The 18,372-nt window shown below is 72.0% G+C and carries 18 protein-coding genes, 4 tRNA genes, 1 CRISPR repeat array and 1 riboswitch; of the genes, 9 read left to right on the top strand and 13 right to left on the bottom strand.

Going from position 1 to position 18,372, the window contains the following annotated elements; all coding sequences use genetic code 11:
* Positions 1–25: 25 nt before the first annotated feature.
* The 4 genes from HNR68_RS10965 to HNR68_RS10950 all read right to left on the bottom strand — a co-directional run bounded on the left by HNR68_RS10965 (position 26) and on the right by HNR68_RS10950 (position 3,195).
* Positions 26–757, bottom strand: coding sequence for a hypothetical protein (locus HNR68_RS10965; RefSeq protein WP_179720122.1), 732 nt, complete (start codon positions 755–757; stop codon positions 26–28).
* Positions 758–1,131: 374 nt separating this feature from the next.
* Complete coding sequence (locus HNR68_RS10960) at positions 1,132–1,425, bottom strand: HD domain-containing protein (protein ID WP_179724895.1); 294 nt, start codon at positions 1,423–1,425, stop codon at positions 1,132–1,134.
* Positions 1,426–1,608: 183 nt separating this feature from the next.
* A CRISPR array of direct repeats spans positions 1,609–2,125; the repeat unit is 29 nt; unit sequence CGGATCACCTCCACGTGCGTGGAGAGCAG.
* A 529-nt stretch (positions 2,126–2,654) separates the two neighbouring features.
* A tRNA-Val gene (locus HNR68_RS10955) sits at positions 2,655–2,726 on the bottom strand.
* A gap of 58 nt (positions 2,727–2,784) precedes the next feature.
* Positions 2,785–3,195: a TIGR02611 family protein gene (locus HNR68_RS10950; protein ID WP_179720120.1), complete on the bottom strand. Its 411-nt coding sequence runs from the start codon at positions 3,193–3,195 to the stop codon at positions 2,785–2,787.
* A gap of 955 nt (positions 3,196–4,150) precedes the next feature.
* Between HNR68_RS10950 and HNR68_RS10945 the strand changes: the two genes are divergently transcribed.
* The 4 genes from HNR68_RS10945 to HNR68_RS10930 all read left to right on the top strand — a co-directional run bounded on the left by HNR68_RS10945 (position 4,151) and on the right by HNR68_RS10930 (position 4,984).
* Positions 4,151–4,576 (top strand): SsgA family sporulation/cell division regulator, encoded by a 426-nt coding sequence (locus HNR68_RS10945; RefSeq protein ID WP_179720118.1) that lies wholly within the window; start codon positions 4,151–4,153, stop codon positions 4,574–4,576.
* A gap of 140 nt (positions 4,577–4,716) precedes the next feature.
* A tRNA-Gly gene (locus HNR68_RS10940) sits at positions 4,717–4,789 on the top strand.
* 47 nt (positions 4,790–4,836) lie between these two features.
* Positions 4,837–4,908: transfer RNA gene (locus HNR68_RS10935), tRNA-Cys, on the top strand.
* A 1-nt stretch (position 4,909) separates the two neighbouring features.
* Positions 4,910–4,984 (top strand) — tRNA-Val (locus HNR68_RS10930).
* A gap of 56 nt (positions 4,985–5,040) precedes the next feature.
* On the opposite strand, the gene HNR68_RS27400 is transcribed toward HNR68_RS10930, so the two are convergent.
* Positions 5,041–5,214, bottom strand: a complete 174-nt coding sequence (locus tag HNR68_RS27400) for an MmyB family transcriptional regulator (protein WP_343050063.1) — start codon at positions 5,212–5,214, stop codon at positions 5,041–5,043.
* Between the two features lie 76 nt (positions 5,215–5,290).
* On the opposite strand from HNR68_RS27400, the gene HNR68_RS10920 reads away from it, so the two are divergent.
* Positions 5,291–5,827 carry a DJ-1/PfpI family protein gene (locus HNR68_RS10920; protein WP_179720116.1) on the top strand — a complete coding sequence of 179 codons (537 nt, stop codon included), beginning with the start codon at positions 5,291–5,293 and terminating at the stop codon, positions 5,825–5,827.
* A 49-nt stretch (positions 5,828–5,876) separates the two neighbouring features.
* Here the strand turns inward: HNR68_RS10920 and HNR68_RS10915 are convergent, their stop codons facing one another.
* On the bottom strand, positions 5,877–6,182 hold the full coding sequence (locus HNR68_RS10915; RefSeq protein WP_179720114.1) for a hypothetical protein: 306 nt from the start codon (positions 6,180–6,182) through the stop codon (positions 5,877–5,879).
* Positions 6,183–6,288: 106 nt separating this feature from the next.
* On the opposite strand from HNR68_RS10915, the gene HNR68_RS10910 reads away from it, so the two are divergent.
* Entirely contained in the window at positions 6,289–7,176 is an 888-nt protein-coding gene (locus HNR68_RS10910) for an LLM class F420-dependent oxidoreductase (RefSeq protein ID WP_179720112.1), read from the top strand.
* A 135-nt stretch (positions 7,177–7,311) separates the two neighbouring features.
* Here the strand turns inward: HNR68_RS10910 and HNR68_RS10905 are convergent, their stop codons facing one another.
* From HNR68_RS10905 to HNR68_RS10885, 5 genes are all read right to left on the bottom strand, one after another.
* Positions 7,312–7,467 (bottom strand): hypothetical protein, encoded by a 156-nt coding sequence (locus tag HNR68_RS10905; protein WP_179720110.1) that lies wholly within the window; start codon positions 7,465–7,467, stop codon positions 7,312–7,314.
* A gap of 315 nt (positions 7,468–7,782) precedes the next feature.
* Positions 7,783–9,042 carry an MFS transporter gene (locus HNR68_RS10900; protein WP_179720108.1) on the bottom strand — a complete coding sequence of 420 codons (1,260 nt, stop codon included), beginning with the start codon at positions 9,040–9,042 and terminating at the stop codon, positions 7,783–7,785.
* Positions 9,039–10,130 carry a pyridoxal-phosphate dependent enzyme gene (locus HNR68_RS10895; RefSeq protein WP_179720106.1) on the bottom strand — a complete coding sequence of 364 codons (1,092 nt, stop codon included), beginning with the start codon at positions 10,128–10,130 and terminating at the stop codon, positions 9,039–9,041. The genes HNR68_RS10900 and HNR68_RS10895 overlap by 4 nt, the downstream gene beginning before the upstream one ends.
* Complete coding sequence (locus HNR68_RS10890) at positions 10,127–10,969, bottom strand: Rossmann-like domain-containing protein (RefSeq protein ID WP_218888257.1); 843 nt, start codon at positions 10,967–10,969, stop codon at positions 10,127–10,129. Before HNR68_RS10890 ends, HNR68_RS10895 begins: the two co-directional genes overlap by 4 nt.
* A 189-nt stretch (positions 10,970–11,158) precedes the next feature.
* A riboswitch (cobalamin riboswitch) is annotated at positions 11,159–11,330 on the bottom strand.
* Positions 11,331–11,410: 80 nt separating this feature from the next.
* Positions 11,411–12,211, bottom strand: a complete 801-nt coding sequence (locus HNR68_RS10885; RefSeq protein WP_179720104.1) for a GNAT family N-acetyltransferase — start codon at positions 12,209–12,211, stop codon at positions 11,411–11,413.
* 75 nt (positions 12,212–12,286) lie between these two features.
* Between HNR68_RS10885 and HNR68_RS10880 the strand changes: the two genes are divergently transcribed.
* Both HNR68_RS10880 and HNR68_RS10875 read left to right on the top strand, forming a co-directional pair.
* Positions 12,287–13,336 carry a DNA polymerase III subunit beta family protein gene (locus HNR68_RS10880; protein ID WP_179720102.1) on the top strand — a complete coding sequence of 350 codons (1,050 nt, stop codon included), beginning with the start codon at positions 12,287–12,289 and terminating at the stop codon, positions 13,334–13,336.
* Positions 13,337–13,358: 22 nt separating this feature from the next.
* A complete protein-coding gene (locus tag HNR68_RS10875; protein ID WP_179720100.1) occupies positions 13,359–13,991 on the top strand; it encodes a hypothetical protein in 633 nt (210 codons plus the stop codon).
* Between the two features lie 14 nt (positions 13,992–14,005).
* Here the strand turns inward: HNR68_RS10875 and HNR68_RS10870 are convergent, their stop codons facing one another.
* Positions 14,006–16,072 (bottom strand): nitrate- and nitrite sensing domain-containing protein, encoded by a 2,067-nt coding sequence (locus tag HNR68_RS10870; protein ID WP_179720098.1) that lies wholly within the window; start codon positions 16,070–16,072, stop codon positions 14,006–14,008.
* 207 nt (positions 16,073–16,279) lie between these two features.
* Positions 16,280–16,999: a dipeptidase PepE gene (pepE, locus tag HNR68_RS10865; protein WP_179720096.1), complete on the bottom strand. Its 720-nt coding sequence runs from the start codon at positions 16,997–16,999 to the stop codon at positions 16,280–16,282.
* Between the two features lie 128 nt (positions 17,000–17,127).
* Here pepE and lhgO point away from each other — a divergent pair, with 128 nt between their 5' ends.
* A complete protein-coding gene (gene lhgO, locus HNR68_RS10860) occupies positions 17,128–18,330 on the top strand; it encodes an L-2-hydroxyglutarate oxidase (RefSeq protein ID WP_179720094.1) in 1,203 nt (400 codons plus the stop codon).
* The last annotated feature ends 42 nt before the right edge of the window (positions 18,331–18,372 follow it).

The raw sequence follows: 18,372 nt of genomic DNA, 5'->3' as shown, positions 1-18,372 counted from the left end.
GAAGCATCCCACCGATCGAGTCCTGTCAGCGTTGTGATGAGTGGCGGCGTCCGCTGGTGAGGAACGAGAGGAACTCAGGACGCAAGGCAGCGCGGAACTCATCACGCAGCCCAGCCAGAGTAGGAGTGGGCCCGGGACTCGCAGTTGCGAGCAGCTCATCCACCGGGCAAGTCAGCATGACTCCCTGCCAGCCCGCGTACACACTCAGCGTGCCGATGCCCAACACGTCGTCCCAGTCCAGAAGCAGGTAACCGAGGAGCTGCCGCAACCACTCACCCACCGGAGGAGCGGAACCTCTGGCGATCTTGACATCGACCAGCGCATCACCGACGACGAGATCAGCTATCCCGAAACCACTCGCGATCTCGGGAGACACGAGGACGCGAGATCCCAATCGATGGAAATTCTCGCGCCCGTGCTCCAGGTATTGCGCCCACGCTTTGCCAAGAGCGTCCCTCGCTTCGGCATCGGCCCCGAGAGGACCACTCTTCATGATCTTGGTGAAGACGGATCGACGTCGTTCGACCGCCCAGTCCGGATGCGTGTGAGCCAGGTCCCTGACCTCCATGAGATCCAGACAAGTCTCGAGTGCACGCCGTTCCTGCTCCTCGTCGACGACCTGCGAATCGACCCGTACCCAGTCCATCGCGAGCGGATCACCGGTGCGTGCAGCTGGCGAGCAACGAGCCTCCTCCCGCCGCATACCGACGGCTTTCAGCAGGTCTGCGTACCGCGTCGGAGGAAGGTACGACAGCAACCCGGCAGGTTCTGGGTGTCGGCAGAGATCAAGGCCGATGCGGAGCTCCAGGGCCCTCCCGACGTCGTCCCATCTCTCGCGCAAACCGCAATCCGGACCCGGAGCAGCTCGAAGCGCTTCCCTCCAGCCATCCTCTATGGCACCACGGTGGGGCAACCTGTCATCAAGCAAGCAGGACAACACACTCGTAGAACGTCGAGCCTGGTCAACGATCGGCACGTCTGCAGGTTGCCAGGAACCACCGACACTTCCGATCTACGGATTCGTAGCATCCCTCAACGCCAGCTAGGCCGACTCACCCTGCAGCGGAGACCAAGCACGCCGACTGTTAGCGGACCCTCGCCGGCCCGTGCGCGACGTTCGTGTCTGACGAATCATCGTCCGCACCCTGGCGGCACCTGTCCTTGCCTTCGGAACGACGGCGTCAGTTTTCCGACATCGTGCAACGAGGCCCACAACTCCAGCACCGCACACGCCTCGGCCTCTGACAAGCCCAACCCCGCGGCCAGCCTTTCTCGCAAACGGAGTGAAAGCACATCTCGCCACAACACCCGAACCGCGGCCGCAGCAGACAATCCGTGGCACACCAACCGGTACAGGATTCCGCCACCAAGACCGCGCTGCTTCCCCCACAAACGCAAGTCCACGACCACGACGCCGGGCCCCATCACGAGCACGTAGATCATTTCGAACGCGAGCGCACGCTAGCGGTCCCCCCTGACAGAACCGCCAGTCCCGTGAACACGATCACCCGAACAGATCAACATGAGTCATCCTGGTGCATCCCTGTGCTCGATGAAGAGCGTCTCCGGGCCACGTGTCATCGTCCAGGCCGCGCCGAGCACCTAGATGTGCGCACCTCCACGTGCGTGGAGAGCAGACCGCGGCTGCCGGCAGGATCGCTGCCAGCACCGGATCACTTCCACGTGCGTGGAGAGCAGCGGTGGTGCCCGCCCTCACGGAGGTGGGCGAGCGGATCACCTCCACGTGCGTGGAGAGCAGACCACCGCGGCCCTGACCGGCCTCGGATCCGTCGGATCACCTCCACGTGCGTGGAGAGCAGTTCTACGAAGTCTGGGACCAGCTCGGCGAGTACGGATCACCTCCACGTGCGTGGAGAGCAGGCGGTGCAGACGACGTTCAGCGACGTGCATCCGGGATCACCTCCACGTGCGTGGAGAGCAGTGCTCACGAGCCAGATCTCGCACCGCCCGCAGGGGATCACCTCCACGTGCGTGGAGAGCAGGAACAGAGAGGCCGTCGGCGAGATGCTGGCCCGGGATCACCTCCACGTGCGTGGAGAGCAGACCCCTGATCAGCTTGCCTTTTCCCGGTGCGCCGGATCACCTCCACGTGCGTGGAGAGCAGACTTCGTGACCTGGGGTTTCATCGACGGCGTTGCTCGTTTTGGCGCGGTTCTCGACGGGTGGCACGTGGTTGTGACGTCTCTCCCGACTCCATCATGTGATGAAGAGGTGCTCGCACCGTTCCTCGCTCCCCTAGCCCGTGTGCAGTACCGCTCCGGACGACTCCGGTCGCCTGGCGCACGGTCCGATCCTGGCTGGGCTGTGTCAGGAATGCCACCATGGACATGGCGTCGAGATCGATGGACAACCCTTTTGCGATAGCCCAAGCACTCCCATGGTCTCGAGCATCCGCGATCGGTGAGGACGATCCTCTCGCCATCCCCCCGACCGACGTCGTGGCAGCCGGCCGCGAAGAGCGTCGGCCATCGCGCATCGCGCTCGCCAGGTCGGCACGCTCCGGGTGATCGGCGGGACGGAAGCCGACAAGCGGTCCTCGAACGCGGGACGCCGCAACGCTGGCAGCCTGTGCTCCCGGTACCGCTCGAAACGACAGATGCCCCGCCGTAGTCCACGGGCGGGGCATCTCGCTGTGGGCGATACTGGGATCGAACCAGTGACCTCTTCGGTGTGAACGAAGCGCTCTCCCGCTGAGCTAATCGCCCTTGTTCTGTTGTCCTCGCCGGTCTCCCTGGCGACACGAAGAACAATACACCACCCGTTTCAGCGCCCGAACAGGGGGGAGGCCAACCACTCCCAGCGGAGGCCGAACCAGCTCCCGACGGTGCCGAACAGGCCGAGCATCCACAGCGTGACCAGCACGATCAGGCAGGTGCCGCCCATGACGGCGAGCTTGGTGGCCGGGTGCTGACGGGCGAGCCACCGGAGCCAGCGGCGGTAGTGGCGCTTGGCGAAGGCGTTGACGCGCCCCGCCCAGTGGAACTCGGTGGCGAGGATCCCGAGCCCGGCGAAGACCACGAGCCAGCCGGGGCCGGGGTACGGGATCATGAGGATGCCGGCGATCAGCACCAGGCCGCCGATGACGCCGATGCCGATGCGGTACGCGAGGTTGTAGCCGGGCCTGGCGCGGACGCGCTCGCGGAACGCAGCCAGGCGCTCGCGCAGAGCGTGCAAGCGCGGCGCGTGGTGGTCGTCGGTCGCGGGCTCCGCGGCTGCGGGGCGGGATCCCGGTCGGGCGTCGTCGCTCAGGGCTCCACCTAATCGGTCGTGCTTGGTCTTGCGGCCGGGGCCACCTCGCCGGGCGCGCCCGACGGGGTGTCCCGCGGCCAGGATACGGCCGGCCCGCGCTCCAGGCGCTGTCTCCCTCCGCGACGGGACGTGTACTGTTCGCAGTGGGATCGCCCAGCGGTGTCAAGCCGACAGTCGGACGTCAGCCCGCCACCGCTGCCGCTGCGGGTGTGACCTGTTTCATCGCCTCCGGGGCGCCGAACCGGGCCATAGGACCCTGGTGCCCTGTCCTCGATCCTGGTCACACTGTGACGGCGCTCTCGCTCGAGCGTTCGGCCGCACGCCTGGAGCGTAACGGAGAAGTCACGAGATCTTAGTCCGAATCGGGGAATCGCCGTGGCGAGCGTTACACCGGCAGCCCGCGCGCCTGCCCAGGCCGCAGGCCCGATCGCCTATTCTCGAACTCGGCGCCACGCGAACTCGACGGAGCGGTGAACCCGGTGGTCACGCCGGGCGCGAAGCCGAGTTCCGCAAGGCGGGGGCGACGGATCGAGTGCCCTGAGCGCAGCCGAGGAGCCCAGCTACGGACAGTAGCCGCGCTGGTCACCCGACGAGTTCTAGCACACCGGTTCGAGAAGCCCTACCGGATCAGTTCGCGGTGGACCTTCCACTGGCGTGACCGTGGACCCACCGCGCCCCCACTGGAGGGGCGCGCGGTCTCCGATCACCGGATCTCGGAAGTCGCGGCGGACACGGAACGCATCCAACCGATTGCCCAGCGAAGTACACCCTGCCCCGTACGGGTGATCTGAGCGAAAGTCGCGAGCGTGCGAGCCCGTCAAGGCGTCACAACTGTGTTGCTCGGTCGATAAGACCGAGAGGGAGCAGAAAGGGGAGGACGATGCGCAACGATCACGTGACACTGCGTTCCACCGCGGTGTTCGACCTTCTGGCCCCACAGGCGCCTGCCGTGCCGGTCCAGGTCGAGCTGCGCTACGACACCCGCGACCCGTACGCGGTGGTGGCCGCGTTCCGCACCGGCCGCGCCGGGTGGGTCGAATGGGTCTTCGCGCGCGACTTGCTCGCCGACGGGCTCATCGCGCACGCCGGTGAGGGCGACGTGGTCATCCGGCCGGCCGTCGACGACCCGGAGGTCGTGGCGATCGAGCTGAGCTCGCCGTCGGGTCACGCGGTGTTCGAGGCCTCCGCGCAGGAGCTGGCCGACTTCCTCGACCGGACCTACGACGTGGTGGTCCCGGGCAACGAGAACCTGTGGGTCGACGTGGACGAGGCGTTGACCAGGCTGCTGCCGCACGACCTCGGCTGACCAGGGAAGACAGGCTCGGCGCCGGCCGCGTCGAGCGGAAGGGGACCCCCCGTTGATCGCGATCTCGGGCGTGGTCTAGAGTTCTCAGTGCAACGCGGCGGACAGCCCCGGACGACACCGAGGTTCGAAGTCGCAGGCACGCGGATGTAGCGCAGTTGGTAGCGCATCACCTTGCCAAGGTGAGGGTCGCGGGTTCGAGTCCCGTCATCCGCTCTGGATCCTCTGGCGTTCCCGCCGACTCCGGTGAGGATGCCGAGTTCGGCGGAGTGGCCGAGTGGCTTAGGCAAGGGCCTGCAAAGCCCTGTACGCGGGTTCGATTCCCGCCTCCGCCTCGCGCGATTAGCTCAGTGGGAGAGCGCTACCTTGACACGGTAGAGGTCACTGGTTCAATCCCAGTATCGCGCACCACATCGAGGCCCCTGCTGACGGTTCGTCGGCAGGGGCCTCAGTGCTGTCTGGACACTTCACTGCTCGGCGGCCTGCTCAGGGACCAGGCCGGGCCCGGTGGCGGTCCAGCTGGCCAGGAGGTCCAGGGCTCGCCGCGACGGCGAGTCCGGCTCGGTGGTGAAGATGAACAAGGTCGTGTCGGGGTCCCCGGGGAGCGTCAGCGCCTCGTACTCGACCGTGAGGTCGCCCACGAGCGGGTGGCGGAGGCGCTTCGACCCGTGCGTGCGCTGGTGCACGCGGTAGGTCGACTTCGCCTCCCCGGGCGGCGTGCAGCAACCGCTGGACGCCCACAGCGCCGATCCGGCGATCGCCGGGCCGGACTGCGGCCACCACGTGGAGCACGCCGAGCGGGCGCTGCGGGTGTTCGGTCCGCCGCTCGACCTCGGCGAGGTCGACGTCGACGACCACGTCGCGGTGTTCCTGCCCGGCGGCCACGGCCCCGTGGTCGACCTCTACCACGACCGTGACCTCGGCCGCCTGCTCGCCGAGGCGGACCGGGCCGGGGAGGTGATCGGAGCGGTCTGCCACGGCCCGGCGGGTCTGCTGCCCGCGGTGGACGAGCACGGCGAGTGGTTGTTCGCGGGCAGGCGGATGACGGCCTTCACCGACGAGGAGGAGCGGTTGTTCGGCACCGCGGACGGCGCCCCGTGGCTGCTGGCCAGCACGCTGCGCGAGAAGGGGGCGCAGCACTCCGGAGGTCCGGCGTACCAGGCCCACACCGTGCAGGACGGGAACCTGATCACCGGGCAGAACCCGGCCTCCAGCGCCCCCGTGGCCGAGGCCATGATTGCGGCGCTGCGGTAGGAGCGCGGGTTGCGGAGGGCGGTCCCGGCCCGGGCCACCCTCCACCGCGTCAGCCGTTGCGGTGGTCGTGGGCGCGGAAGACGTCCATGAGCACGTCCTCCGCGCGGCGGTACTGCAGGGTGTCCACCCAGAGCCGGTACTTCGTGGTGCGCCCGCCGGTGGGGTGTGCGACGTACCCGGCGATGCCGGCGTCGGCGAGCGTGAACAGCACGTCGGCGAGCTGGCCCTCGCCGAGGTCGGCGAGCTCCGCCCAGTTCGTGGCCTCCAGGCCGTTGCTGAAGCCGCCGGGCGGCAGCCAGAACATCGGACCCCGTTCGCCGAAGCCGCCGTCGGGCTCGTGGTGTGGTGAGCTCATCGCGGACGCACCCCCTGACTCCCCAGGGTGCCCTGCCGGTCGGTGCCTCCGCACCGCCGGCCCGCGACGGCCTGCTCGGGGGTGGCTGCGGGGCTAGCATCGGGACATGGCTGAGATCAAGTTCCCGTCCCGCGTCGGCGTGTGGTGGACCAGTGACACGTGGCCGATCCGCGAGGTGCAGTCCCGCGCCCGCGAGATCGAGCAGCTCGGCTACGGTTCGCTGTTCTACGGCGAGGCCGCGGGCAAGGAGTCGCTGACCCAAGCGGCGGCGCTGTTGGCGGCCACCGACCGGCTGGTCGTCGGCACCGGCATCGCCAACATCCACGCGCGGGACGCGCTCGCCGCCGAGTCCGGGGGCCGGACGCTCAGCGCCCTGCACCCCGGCCGCTTCGTGCTCGGGCTCGGCGTCAGCCACGCCCCGCTGGTGCAGCACCGCGCAGGCACCTACGCCAAGCCGCTGGCCACCATGCGGGACTACCTGCAGCGGATGGACGCGGTCTCGGAGAAGGTCGAGCCCGGGGCGCGCCGGCCGGTGCGGCTGCTGGCCGCGCTCGGGCCGAAGATGATCGAGCTGTCCGGCTCCGCTGCCGACGGTGCGCACCCGTACCTGGTCACCCCCGAGCAGACCGCGCGCACCCGCGAGATCCTCGGGCCGGACAAGTGGATCGTCAGCGAGCAGGCGGTGGCGCTGACCACCGACCGCGAGACCGGGCTGCGGCGCGCGCACGAGCACCTGAAGATCTACTCGGGCCTGCCGAACTACCAGGCCTCCTGGCGACGGCAGGGCTTCGCCGAGTCCGACTTCGTCGACGGCGCGTCGGACGCGCTCGCCGAGGGCATGGTCGCGATGGGCGACACCGAGGTCATCGCCGACCGCGTGCGGCGACACCTCGACGCCGGCACCGACCACGTGGTGGTCCAGGTGCTCGGTGACCGCCTGTCCGACGACCCGGTGCCCGCGCTGCGCGAGCTCGCCTCGGCGCTGGAGTTCTGAAGCGGCACGGGACGTCCGCTGTGGACGACCGGGCGGCACGACGACGCTCCCGCCTGCGTGCAGGCGGGAGCTCGACGTCGTGCGACAGCCGTGCGGGCGGTCGCGGTCAGGTCTGAGGAAGGTCGAGCCGGGTGATCAGCAGCCCCAGCCGCCCCAACCACCCCAGCCGCCCCAGTTACCGCCCCAGCGGCCCCAGCCGCCGCTCCAGCCGCCCCAGTGGCCGCCCCAGTGGCCACCCCAGCGGCCGCCGCCGTGACCGAAGCGGTTGCTGAACACAGAGCTGATCTTCATGGTGAAACCCTCGTTCCGGTAGTCGTCCATCACGGGCATTCGGTCGATCACGCCGCGCGAACGCGGCGCCTGCATCCCCGGGAGCGGTGGTTCCGCGGAACCGCGCGGTGGCTCCCGTCCCAGACCGGACGACACTGGAAAGGGCTTCCCAGCTGCTCCGGACGGTGATGCGCTTCCCACCGTAGGCACTGCGGCGAGCACGGACAGGGGACTTTGTGCCTCAACCCGCGCTGGGCTCCGGGTCGTGGGCGACCGGCCGGGGCCCGCCCGCGGGGCCTCCGGCCACAGCGTCCACAGCGGACGGTCGAGCCCGCCTCACCCGAGCGCTCCGGCCGCCTCCCGCCGCCGCAGCAGACCCCGTCGTTCCAGGACCGCCGCGCCGAGGCCGCCGAGGACGCCCACCGCGAGCAGGGCCAGCCACGGGGCCCAGCGCAGCGGGGACTCCCCCGTGGCGTCGAGCAACGCGCCCACCACCCAGCTCACCCCGGCCGCCACCAGGCTGGAGACCAGGTAGTAGAACCCGTAGTAGGTGCCCGCCAGCCGCTCGCTGCCCACGACCGGGAGCAGCTCCATCGCGAACGGGTTGGTGATCGCCATGCCGACCGTGAACAGCACCGTGGTCAGCAGCACCGGCAGGCACACCAGCGCGATCCGCGCCCAGTCCGGTGCGCCCGGCGGCGGCGCCGCCAGCAGCGGGCTGGTCAGCAGCACCGGGACGAAGGACGCGCCCATGCACACCAGGCCGTGCGCCACCGACCGCCCCGGGGTCCACCGGTCGCGGCACCAGCGCGTGATCCGCACCTGGCCGGCGATGCCGATGGTGGTGGACACCACGAACACCGCCGCCACCGACCCGGACAACCCGGACACCCGTTGCGCCTCCAGCGGGATCATCAGGTACAGCTGGTTGTACAGGCCGAAGTAGGCCGACAGCGCGAGCGTGAACACCAGGAAGCGGCCGTTGGTGGCCACCTCGCGCCAACTCCCCAGCACGCTGCCCCGCTGCGGTTCGATCTCCCGCCGGGGCAGCACGACGATCTGGGCCACGGTCAGCACCGCGAACGCCAGGCACGCCACCAGCGCGATCAACCGGAAGTCGACGGCGAGCAGCGCGGCCCCGAGCAGCGGCCCGACGAGGGTGCCGGCGTGCGCGAAGACGTTGAACACCGCGAACGCCTCGGCCCGCTCCTCCCCCGCCTCGTGCATGAGGTAGGTGCGCACCGCCGGGTTGAACAGCGCGCCCGCCAGGCCGGTGAGCACCGCGGCGGTGAACAGCCCGGGCAGCGAGGTGAACACGCCGAACAGTCCGAAGGAGACCACCCGCAGCGCGCACCCGGTGATGATCATCGGTCGGCACCCGAGCCGGTCCGCGGCTGTCCCGCCGACCAGGAACATGCCTTGCTGGCTGAGGTTCCGGACGCCCAGCAGCAGGCCGATCACCGCCGCGCCGTAGCCGAGGTCCTCGCTCATGTGGGTCGCCAGGAACGGCAGCAGCATGTAGAAGCCCACGTTGATGCCGAACTGGTTGACCATCAGCAGCTGCGCGGCCCGCGACATCCGCCGGAACGTGCTCATCGGTCGTCCTCCTCGCACACCTCGCAGTCCTGCCCGGTCCCGGTGCGGGCCGGGCAGGGGTCCACCACCGCGCTGGTCCTGGTCCAGCCCGGCGAGTCCACAGCGGACGGTCGTCGGGCCTGCGGCACCAGCCCGTGCTCGGCGAGGTAGTCGTCGTCGAAGATCGTCTGCCAGTACCGCTGCGGCCCGTCCGGGAACACCCCGCACACCGCGTCGGAGCCCAGTTCCGCCGCGGTCCACGCGGCGACGAGCGCGACCGCCCCGGTGCTCCAGCCGCCGGTCACGAACGCCCCGGCGGCCAGCCGGCGGCACGCGTCCGCCGCTTCGGCCGGGCCGATCCAGTGCACCTCGTCGAAGACGTTGTAGGCGACGTTGCCCGGGTGGATGCTGCTGCCCAGGCCGCGCATCAGCCGGTGCCCGGCGGGCTGGCCGAACACCGTGGAGCCGACCGAGTCGACGCCCACGACCTTGACGTCCGGCCAGCGCTCCCGCACCACCGGGGCGATGCCGGCGCTGTGCCCGCCGGTGCCGACGCTGCACACCACCGCGTCGAGGTGGTCGAACTGGCGGGTCAGCTCGCGGCCCAGGGACGAGTAGCCGGCCGGGTTGTCCGGGTTGCCGTACTGGTCCGGCCAGTACGCACCGGGGATCTGCGCGAGCAGCTCGGTCACCCGCTCCTTGCGGGCCCGCTGCCAGCCGCCGACCGGGTGCGGCTCCGTGACGAGCTCGACCCGCGCGCCGTGGGCGCGCAGCATCGCCCGCGTCATGTCGTCCAGCTCGCGGTCGGCCACGACGACCACCGGGTGGCCCAGCGCCGCGCCGACGCAGGCCAGGCCGATGCCGAGCGTCCCGCTGGTCGACTCCACGATCGTGCCGCCGGGCTGCAGCTCACCGCGGCTGCGGGCGCCCTGGACCATCGACAGCGCGGCCCGCGCCTTCATGCCGCCGGGGGTGAAACCCTCGAGCTTCGCCCAGAAACCGGGGTGCTCGCCGGGGAGCGGGGTGTCGATGCGCAGCACCGGGGTGCCGCCGATGAGGTCCAGCACCGAGCGGCACTTCGGGCCGCCGCTGAGGTCGGTGGCGGTCACGGCAGCTCACCCGCCGCGCTGTAGTGGTGGATGTCCGTGCTCTCCCCGCTCAGCCAGAAGAACGGGTAGGGCTCGGCGGACAGCGCGTGGACCTGCGCGCCGAGCATCTCCCGGAGCACGGCGGCACCGGTCTGCGCGAACAGCACCAGCGGCAGCCCGCGCTCGGCGCACAGCGCGGCGATCTCGTCGAACGTGCCGTTGCCGAGCACCATGCCGGACGCCAGCACCGCCTGGGCACCGGCGATCGCGGCCCGGTGGTCGCGCAGCACCTCCTCGCCCCACTCGGTGCGCCCGCCCTTGAGGTCGCACGGGACGGGGTGGGCGCCGCGCTCGCGCAGGGCGGCGAGCAGCGAGTTCACCACGCCGATCACCGCGACGGTGCCGCCGTCGGCGACCGGGACGAGCTCGGCGACGGCGCGGGCGCGGGCCATCGACTTCTCCAGCGAGGTCCCGGCCGGGATCCGCACCGTCCGGGCGGCCGGGTGCTGGGCGTGCGGGACGCGGTCGGCCAGGTGGGCGTCGAGCGCGGCGACCCGGACCGCCGGGTCCTCGTGCTCCAGCAGGTCGGCGACGCTGCGGCCGACCAGGTCGTGCACGGCACCGGGATCGACCTGGCCGGGTTCCACCGCGCAGGAGCCGACCGCGCCGCCGATGCGCACGCTGAGCACGGTGTTGGCGTAGCCGGAGCCCCGGCCGACGTGGTGCGCACCCTGGACGGTGAGGAAGACGACCGAGGCCCGCACGTCGGGCAGGGACGGGTCGGTGGCGCGGACCCGCTCGACCACTGCGCGCAGGGCCGAGTGCGAGGTCCGGGCCGTGGGGAGTGGGGCTGGAAGCACGCGAGGTCTCCACACGGGTCAGCGGTCGGCGCGGCGGACCCGCACCGACCGAGGGGCTGGTTGGCTCAGACCTGGTTCCCTGGCGTCAGGGTGTGGAGCGCTGCGCAGTGCTGGGCGGCGTCGGGCCGCCGGGCTGCAGTGGAACGCGCTGCGGCACGTCGATGACCTCCTCCGGGGCTCCGCGACCCCGTGCGGTTCGGCACGACGGCGTCAGTCTCCTGACTCACGGATCGACGCCGCTCGCCTGCCTTCCCACCGCAGAGCGGCAGTGGCGCGGGTGACGAGCGACTCCCCGTTCACAGTGGCGGGACCGTGCCGGACTCTCACCGGCTTCCTGCGCACCGTCGCGTGGACTCCTGATCGACGGTTCCAGCGCGCGGGCGGGGTGTCAAGGTGATCCCGGCGCAGATCACTCCCGCGCTGGGGTCCACTTCGGACAGATCAGGGGCGGCGGCGCTCCAGCAGGACGGTGTCCCGCCACGCCCCGTGGTGCCGGCCGATGCGCTCGCGGACGCCGACCACGCGGAACCCCGCGGCGCGGTGCAGCAGCAGGCTGGCCCGGTTCTCCGGGAAGATCGAGGTCTGCAGCGTCCACAGGCCACCGGCGTCGGCGGCCGCGACCTGCCGGCGCAGCAGGGCCTTCCCCACACCCCGGCCGCGGACGTCCGCGCCGACGTAGAGCGAGGTCTCGACGACACCGGCGTAGCACTCGCGCGCCGAGACCGGGGTCGCGGCCGCCCACCCGGCGACCGCGCCGTCGACCTCGGCGACCCAGCGGTGGTCCGCGAGCCACGTGGCCTCCAGGACCTCGCGGGGCGGCACCTCGGTCTCGAACGTGGCGTTGCCGGTGGCGATGCCCTCACCGTAGGTGCGGCGCACCGCGGGCCAGTCCTCCTCCCGCAGGGCGCGCACCACGACGTCACCGGGCACGTCGTCCGAACGGTCCGGAACGGCCAGCAGCCCCAGGACGGTCTCCGCCGGGTGCGGCAGCCCGGCGCGGCGAGCGGTACCGGTCACGACGGCCGCATCCACCTCGACGAACCCGTTGTCGGCCAGCGTGCGGACGTGGTGGGCGCAGGTGTCCTGGCTGACGCCCACAAGCTCGGCCAGCTCGTCGACGGTGGCCGGTCCGGCGGCCACCGCGTGCAGCAGCCGCACCCGCACCGGGTCGGCCAGGCAGGCGTACCGCTCGGCGCAGTCCACCGCCACGTCCTCGGGGAGCGGGATCGGGTCGGCGCGCACCCGCCCAGTGTGCACCAGGCACCCCGGCCGGCGGCGTTTGACCTTCGAGCTGCTCGAAGGTCCAGGATCCTGCCCATGGACGACACCTCGCTGAGCATCGGTTCCTTCGCGCGGCAGACCGGGTTGACGCCGAGCGCGCTGCGGTTCTACGACGACTGCGGCGTGCTGCCGCCCGCGCACGTCGACGAGGCGACCGGGTACCGCTACTACTCCCCCACCCAGGTGTCGCGCGCGGTCCTGCTGCGGCGGCTGCGAACGGCCGGGGTGCCGCTGGCCGAGGTCGGCGTGGTGCTCGACGGGCCCGCCGAACAGGCGCGTGCCGTGCTCACCGCCCACGCCCGGCGGGCGCAGGACGCGGCAGCGGCCACCCGGTCCGCGATCGCGGAGGTGCTGCGGTCCCTGCCCGGCGGCCAGCGCGTCCGTGTCGGCGGGGCGGAACTGGCCAGCGCCGTGCGGCAGGTCGCGCCGTCGATCGCGGCGCCCACCGTCCAGCGGAAGTACCCCGTGCTGGGGTGCGTCCTCGTCGAGCTCGACGACCACGAGGTGCGGCTGGTGGCCACCGACCGCTACCGGCTGGCGGTCCGGACGCTGCGACCGGTGTCCGCCGAGGGCGGCGCGACCCGCCTGGCGGTCGACGCCGCCGAGCTCACCGACGCCGCCTCGTGGGCGCTGCCGCTCGCCGAGGTCGAGATCGAGGTCGACGACAGCGGGGCACGGCTGCGCAGCGACGACCAGACGCGGCCCCTGACGACCTCGGAGGAGACCTTCCCCGACTACCGGCTGATCCTGGACGACCTGCCGAGCCCGCAGAACCGGGTCGTCACCGACCGCAGCGCGTTGCGCACCGCGCTGCTCGACACCGAAGGCCCGGTCGCGCTGCGCACCGCCGGGGACCAGCTGGTGGTCACCGACCGCGGCGGCGCCGAGTCCCGGCTGCCCGCAGTCCACAGTGGAGCTGAGTTGACCGTCTCCGTCAGGCCGACGGTGCTCGTCCCGGCGCTGGAGGCCGGCGTCGGTCCCGACGTGCTGCTGGAGGTCGCCGCACCGGACCTGCCCGTCGTGGTGCGCTCCGCCGACCAGGGCAGCTTCACCACGCTCGTCATGCCGGTGCGCCCCGGCGCCTGACCGCACGAAAGGAGTTTCCACAGTGGATACCGAGAACCCCGTCGTGCGACTGTGCGCGCTGGGCGTGCAGGCCGAGGCCGAAGGCCGGGACGACGACGCGCGCGAGCACTTCCAGCGCGCCTGGGAGCGTGCCACCGACGACTACGAGGCCGCCATCGCCGCCCACCACCTCGCCCGGCACCAGCCATCACCGGAGGACGCGCTGCACTGGAACCGGGAGAGCCTGGCCCGCGCGGAGCGGGTCGCCGACGAGCGGGTGAGCGGCTTCTTCGCCTCGCTGCACCTGAACCTGGCCAGGTGCTACCGGGACCTGGGCCAGCTCGAGCGAGCACACGAGCACGTCATCCGGGCCGCCGCTGCCGCTGCCGACGTCCCACCGGGCCCGTACGCGGACTGGACCCGGTACGCCATCGCCGAAGGGCTTCAGCACGACACCCCGGCCGACGACCTGCTCGACGAACTCATCGCGCGGTTCTGCGACCGCCGCGACCTCACGGCGCTCGCCGTGGTCCTGCCCGCGCGCCTCGGTGACCTCGGCACCGAGGACGACCGCACGCGGTTGCGGACCGCCCTGCACATGCTGCACGCCGCGCGCCGGCTGCCTGACGACGAGCAGGACGTCCTGAGACGGGCGATCGCAGCGCTGACTCCGTAGTCCACCGTGGAGGCTCAGTCGGCGCGGTCGACGCCCCGCGCTCGCCGCCACCTCCGCTGGATCGAGCTGGTCTGGTCGGCACCGGACCCGGACGTGCTGGACGCGGAGCTCGTCGACGGCAGCCGCAGCAGGTCCGGGTCCTCGGAGCGGTCCGCGAACAACCGCTCGTGCGCCACGAGGTTGGTGGGCAGCCGGACCAGCGCCACGGTGCCCTCCCCCGACGCCCCCTCCCGCAGCTCGACCTTGATGCCGCGGCGGGACGCCAGCACGGCCACCACGAACAGGCCGAGGCGGGAGTCGCCGCGCAGCGTGATGTCCTCGAACTTCGGCTTGCTGGCCAGCAGCACGTTGGCCTCGTCGCGCTCGGCCGGGCGCATGCCCATGCCCTGGTCCTCGATCCGCAGCAGCACGCCGCGCGGGGTGTCGCCGCAGTAGACGTGCACCTGCGAGTCCGGCGCGGAGAACGAGGTGGCGTTGTCCATCAGCTCGGCCAGCAGGTGGACCACGTCGCCCACCGCGGCACCGACCACCGACAGGTCCGGCGTCCGGTGCACCCGGATGCGGTCGAAGTGCTCGGTCTCGGCGACCGCCGAGCGCACCACGTCGGCCAGCCGCACCGGCTTGCGCCACTTCCGGCCCGGCTGCACCCCGGCCAGCACCACCAGGTTCTCGGCGTTGCGGCGAGCGCGGGTGGCCAGGTGGTCGAGCTCGAACAGGCTCGCCAGCCGCTCCGGGTGCTCCTCGCTGCGCTCCATCCGGTCGAGCACCTTCAGCTGCCGGTGGACCAGGCCCTGGTTGCGGTGCGCGATGCCGAGGAAGACCTTGTTGAACCCCGCCTTGGCGTGGTTCTCCTGCACCGCGGCCGCGACCGCGGTGTGGTGCGCGGTGTTGAACGCGTCGGCGACCTGGCCGATCTCGTCGATGCCGTAGTCCAGCGGCGCGAGCTCGGCCTCCACGTCGACCTGCTCACCGCGCTCCAGCCGGGACATGATGTCCGGCAGCCGCTCGTGGGCCAGCCGCAGCGTGTCGTCGCGCAGGCTCGCCAGCCGGGACACCAGGGTGCGGTCCACCAGGCTGCGGGCAGCGCGGGCCGCCAGCACGATGCCGATGCCCACGGCCACCAGCCCGCCCAGGCTCAGCGCCAGCACCTCGAGGAACCGCTGGTGACCGGTGTCCAGGCCGAGCGCCACGCCTTCGCGGGCCTGCTGCACGGCGACCTGGACCAGGGACTCGGACACCTCCGCGGTGACCTCCTGCCACGCGGCCGGGTCCACCCCGGGCGCGCCCGGGTGCTCGATGAGCTGGTCCTCGTACTCCGCCAGCCGGCGCCACTCCTCGCTCGCGGTGAGCTTGCGGAGCTTGGCCGCGCCCTTCGGCTCCATGGCGGCCAGGTTCGTGTCGAGCCGCGCGTGGTACGAGCCGACGAGGTGCGCGAACGCCACGTGGTCGGTGTCGCCGAACTGGCCGCTGGCCAGCGCCGCGCTGCCCAGCGACGCGGCCTGCGACATCTCGTCCGCCGCGCGGACCACCTCGCTGCCGGCCAACCCGGCGTGGCTGACCGTCACGTCCGGGACGATCCGCGCCTGCGTGTCGAACAGGTCGGCCCAGGAGTCCAGCAGCTCGTTGTAGTAGTCGAAGGCCTCGTCCCGCGACACCGCGCCGGAGTCCATCCCGGCTCGCCGCTCCGGCAGCTCGTCCAGCAGCGAGTCCAGCTTGCGGACCTGGTCGGCGATGGGGCCCGGCGAGTCGGACAGACGGTCGAAGTTCGGCCGGGTCCGCGCGAGCGCCCGGTCGGTGCGGGCCCGCTGCGCGGCCACGGCGCCCGGGTCGGCACCGGGGCTGCTGAGCCGCTCCAGCTCGAGCCGGCGTTCCTGCTGCAGCTCCACCAAGCTCTCACTGGCGGGGAGCGACACCTCCTGGACCCCGTTGGCGACCGCCATGGCGTAGTAGCCGTCGTAGATCGTCAACGACGAGAACCCGAGCCACAACACCAGCAGGATGATGCTCGGCACCAGGCCGACGCGCGTCAGGCGGGCCCGGATCGTCTTGTACTCGCTCCCGGAACTGCTCGTCCGCGCCACAGTGCTCCGCAACCGTCGAACCGACCCAGTGCGCACCCGCAGGGGTGTGTCCGCGCTGCAACCCAGCAGGGTTCCACCACCCGGCCCAGGGCGAAGCGCCGATTGGCGGCGTCCCGCTCCCGCAACCCTCGGCAGGATGCCTGCACCATAGCACAGGGTGATCGAACGGCTACGCGAATCCTGCTGCGGGACCAGGGATCCGTGGCGTCAGACGTCGAAGCGCGGCTCGGTGCGCAGCAGGAACGTGACGTCGGCCCCCGGCGGCAGCTCGCGGGGTTCGCTGCCGCGGGCGAACAGGCGCGCCCCGGCGCTGCCGCCGAGCTCGGCGTGCTCGCCGCGGACGCGCAGCCACCCGCCCTCCCGGATGCCCAGCACCGGCACGTCGTTGTCCTCCAGGAACTCGACGATCCGCTGCTCGCGGGTCTCGCCCATGTGCGTGCTGCCCGGGTCGGGGTCGAGGTAGTGCGGGTTGACCTGGAACGGCACCAGGCCGATCGCCTCGAACGACGGCGGCTGCACGATCGGCATGTCGTTGCTGGTGCGCAGGGTCGGACAGGCCATGTTGGTGCCCGCGCTGGCGCCCAGGTAGGGCGTGCCGCCGCGCACCGCCTCGCGCAGCGGCGCGACGATCCCGAGCCGGTGCAGCGCGGCGAGCAGCCGGAAGGTGTTGCCGCCTCCGACGAACACCGCCTGGGCCTCGCGGACCGCGGCCACCGGGTCGGCGGCGCGGTGGAGGCCCTCGACGGTGATGCCCAGCGGTTCGACCGCGGCCTGCACGGTCGCGGCGTAGGCGTCGTGGTCCTGCTTGGCGAACGGCACGAACAGCAGGCGCTCCCGGCCGGCCAGCAGCTCGGCCACCGCGGGCAGCGCGTGCTCCAGGAAGCCGGTGCCGTGCTTCGTCGAGCTGGACAGCAGCAGCAGTTCCACGGTGGTCCTCTTCCTCCTCGGCGCCGGGGGACGCCCTCGAACCTACCGAGCGACGGGAGGGCGCTGTGACGCGTTCGCCCGTCCGGCGGGGGTTGGAATCGGCTGGCCGGGTGATGAGGATGGCGGACATGACCGCGACCCACGACGTGACGATCATCGGCGGCGGCATCGTCGGGCTGGCCACCGCGCACGCGCTCAGCCAGGCCGACCCGCGGTGCCGGATCGCCGTGCTCGACAAGGAGCGCCACTGGGGCGCCCACCAGACCGGCCACAACTCCGGCGTCATCCACAGTGGACTGTACTACGCGCCGGGCAGCGCCAAGGCGCGGTTCGCGCGCGCCGGCGGTGAGGCGATGTACCGGTTCTGCGCCGAGCACGGGATCCCCGTGCAGCGCACTGGGAAGGTCGTGGTCGCCACCGCCGAGGACCAGCTGCCCCGGCTCGCCGAGCTCGCCCGCCGCGGTACCGCCAACGGCGTGCGGGTCGAGGAGCTGGACAGCGCGCGGCTGCGCGAGCGGGAGCCGAACGTGCGGGGCTTGCGGGCGCTGCTGGTGCCCGACGCCGGGATCACCGACTTCCCCGCGGTGTGCCGCACGCTCGCCGAGCTGCTCGCCGAGCGCGGCGCCGACCTGCGTCCCAGCACCGAGCTCGTCGGCGTGCACCGCGACGGCGCGGAGCTGGTGCTGGCCACCGACCGCGGCGAGGTCCGCACCCGGCGCGCGGTGAACTGCGCCGGCCTGCACAGCGACGTGGTCGCCGAACTCGCCGGCGCCACCCCGCCCGCCCGGATCCTGCCGTTCCGCGGCGAGTACTACGAGACCACGTCCTTCCGGCGGGACCTGGTCAACGCGCTGGTGTACCCGGTGCCGGACCCGGCGTTCCCGTTCCTCGGGGTGCACCTGACGCGGATGGTCGACGGCAGCCTGCACGTCGGCCCGAACGCGGTGCCCGCGCTGGCCCGCGAGGGCTACGACTGGGCGACCTGGTCGGGCGAGCACCTGCGGCGCCTGGTGCGCGACCCCGGGCTGCGGGTGCTGGCGAAGGAGTACTGGCGCACCGGGGCGGCGGAGATCGCGCGCTCGGTGCTGAAGCCGCTGTTCGTGCGGGCGGCCCGCCAGTTGGTGCCGGACCTGCGCAGCCGCGACCTGCTGCGCGCCGAAGCCGGGGTCCGGGCGCAGGCGATCACCCCGGACGGCACGCTGGTGGACGACTTCCTGGTGGTCGAGGACGAGCACTGGGTGCACGTCCTCAACGCCCCCTCCCCCGCGGCCACGGCGTCGCTGCTCATCGGCGAGGACATCGCCGCCCGCATCGGGGCCCGGGACCGCTGACGCCCGGTCGTGAGCGCGGGAGCCGGTTGCAGCCGGCTCCCG

Origin of the sequence: Saccharopolyspora hordei, from assembly GCF_013410345.1 — a bacterium.
In the GTDB taxonomy this organism is placed as follows: Bacteria; Actinomycetota; Actinomycetes; order Mycobacteriales; family Pseudonocardiaceae; genus Saccharopolyspora; species Saccharopolyspora hordei.
This window is presented reverse-complemented; position numbering and strand designations above follow the sequence as displayed.

Bases quoted from the DNA above. Each gene is read 5' to 3' on its own strand.
- HNR68_RS10910 (WP_179720112.1), top strand. From the start codon at position 6,289: ATGGCTGAGATCAAGTTCCCGTCCCGCGTCGGCGTGTGGTGGACCAGT.
- HNR68_RS10960 (WP_179724895.1), bottom strand. From the start codon at position 1,425: ATGGGGCCCGGCGTCGTGGTCGTGGACTTGCGTTTGTGGGGGAAGCAG.
- HNR68_RS10915 (WP_179720114.1), bottom strand. From the start codon at position 6,182: ATGAGCTCACCACACCACGAGCCCGACGGCGGCTTCGGCGAACGGGGT.
- HNR68_RS10880 (WP_179720102.1), top strand. From the start codon at position 12,287: ATGGACGACACCTCGCTGAGCATCGGTTCCTTCGCGCGGCAGACCGGG.
- lhgO (WP_179720094.1), top strand. From the start codon at position 17,128: ATGACCGCGACCCACGACGTGACGATCATCGGCGGCGGCATCGTCGGG.
- HNR68_RS10905 (WP_179720110.1), bottom strand. From the start codon at position 7,467: ATGAAGATCAGCTCTGTGTTCAGCAACCGCTTCGGTCACGGCGGCGGC.
- HNR68_RS10945 (WP_179720118.1), top strand. From the start codon at position 4,151: ATGCGCAACGATCACGTGACACTGCGTTCCACCGCGGTGTTCGACCTT.
- HNR68_RS10900 (WP_179720108.1), bottom strand. From the start codon at position 9,042: ATGAGCACGTTCCGGCGGATGTCGCGGGCCGCGCAGCTGCTGATGGTC.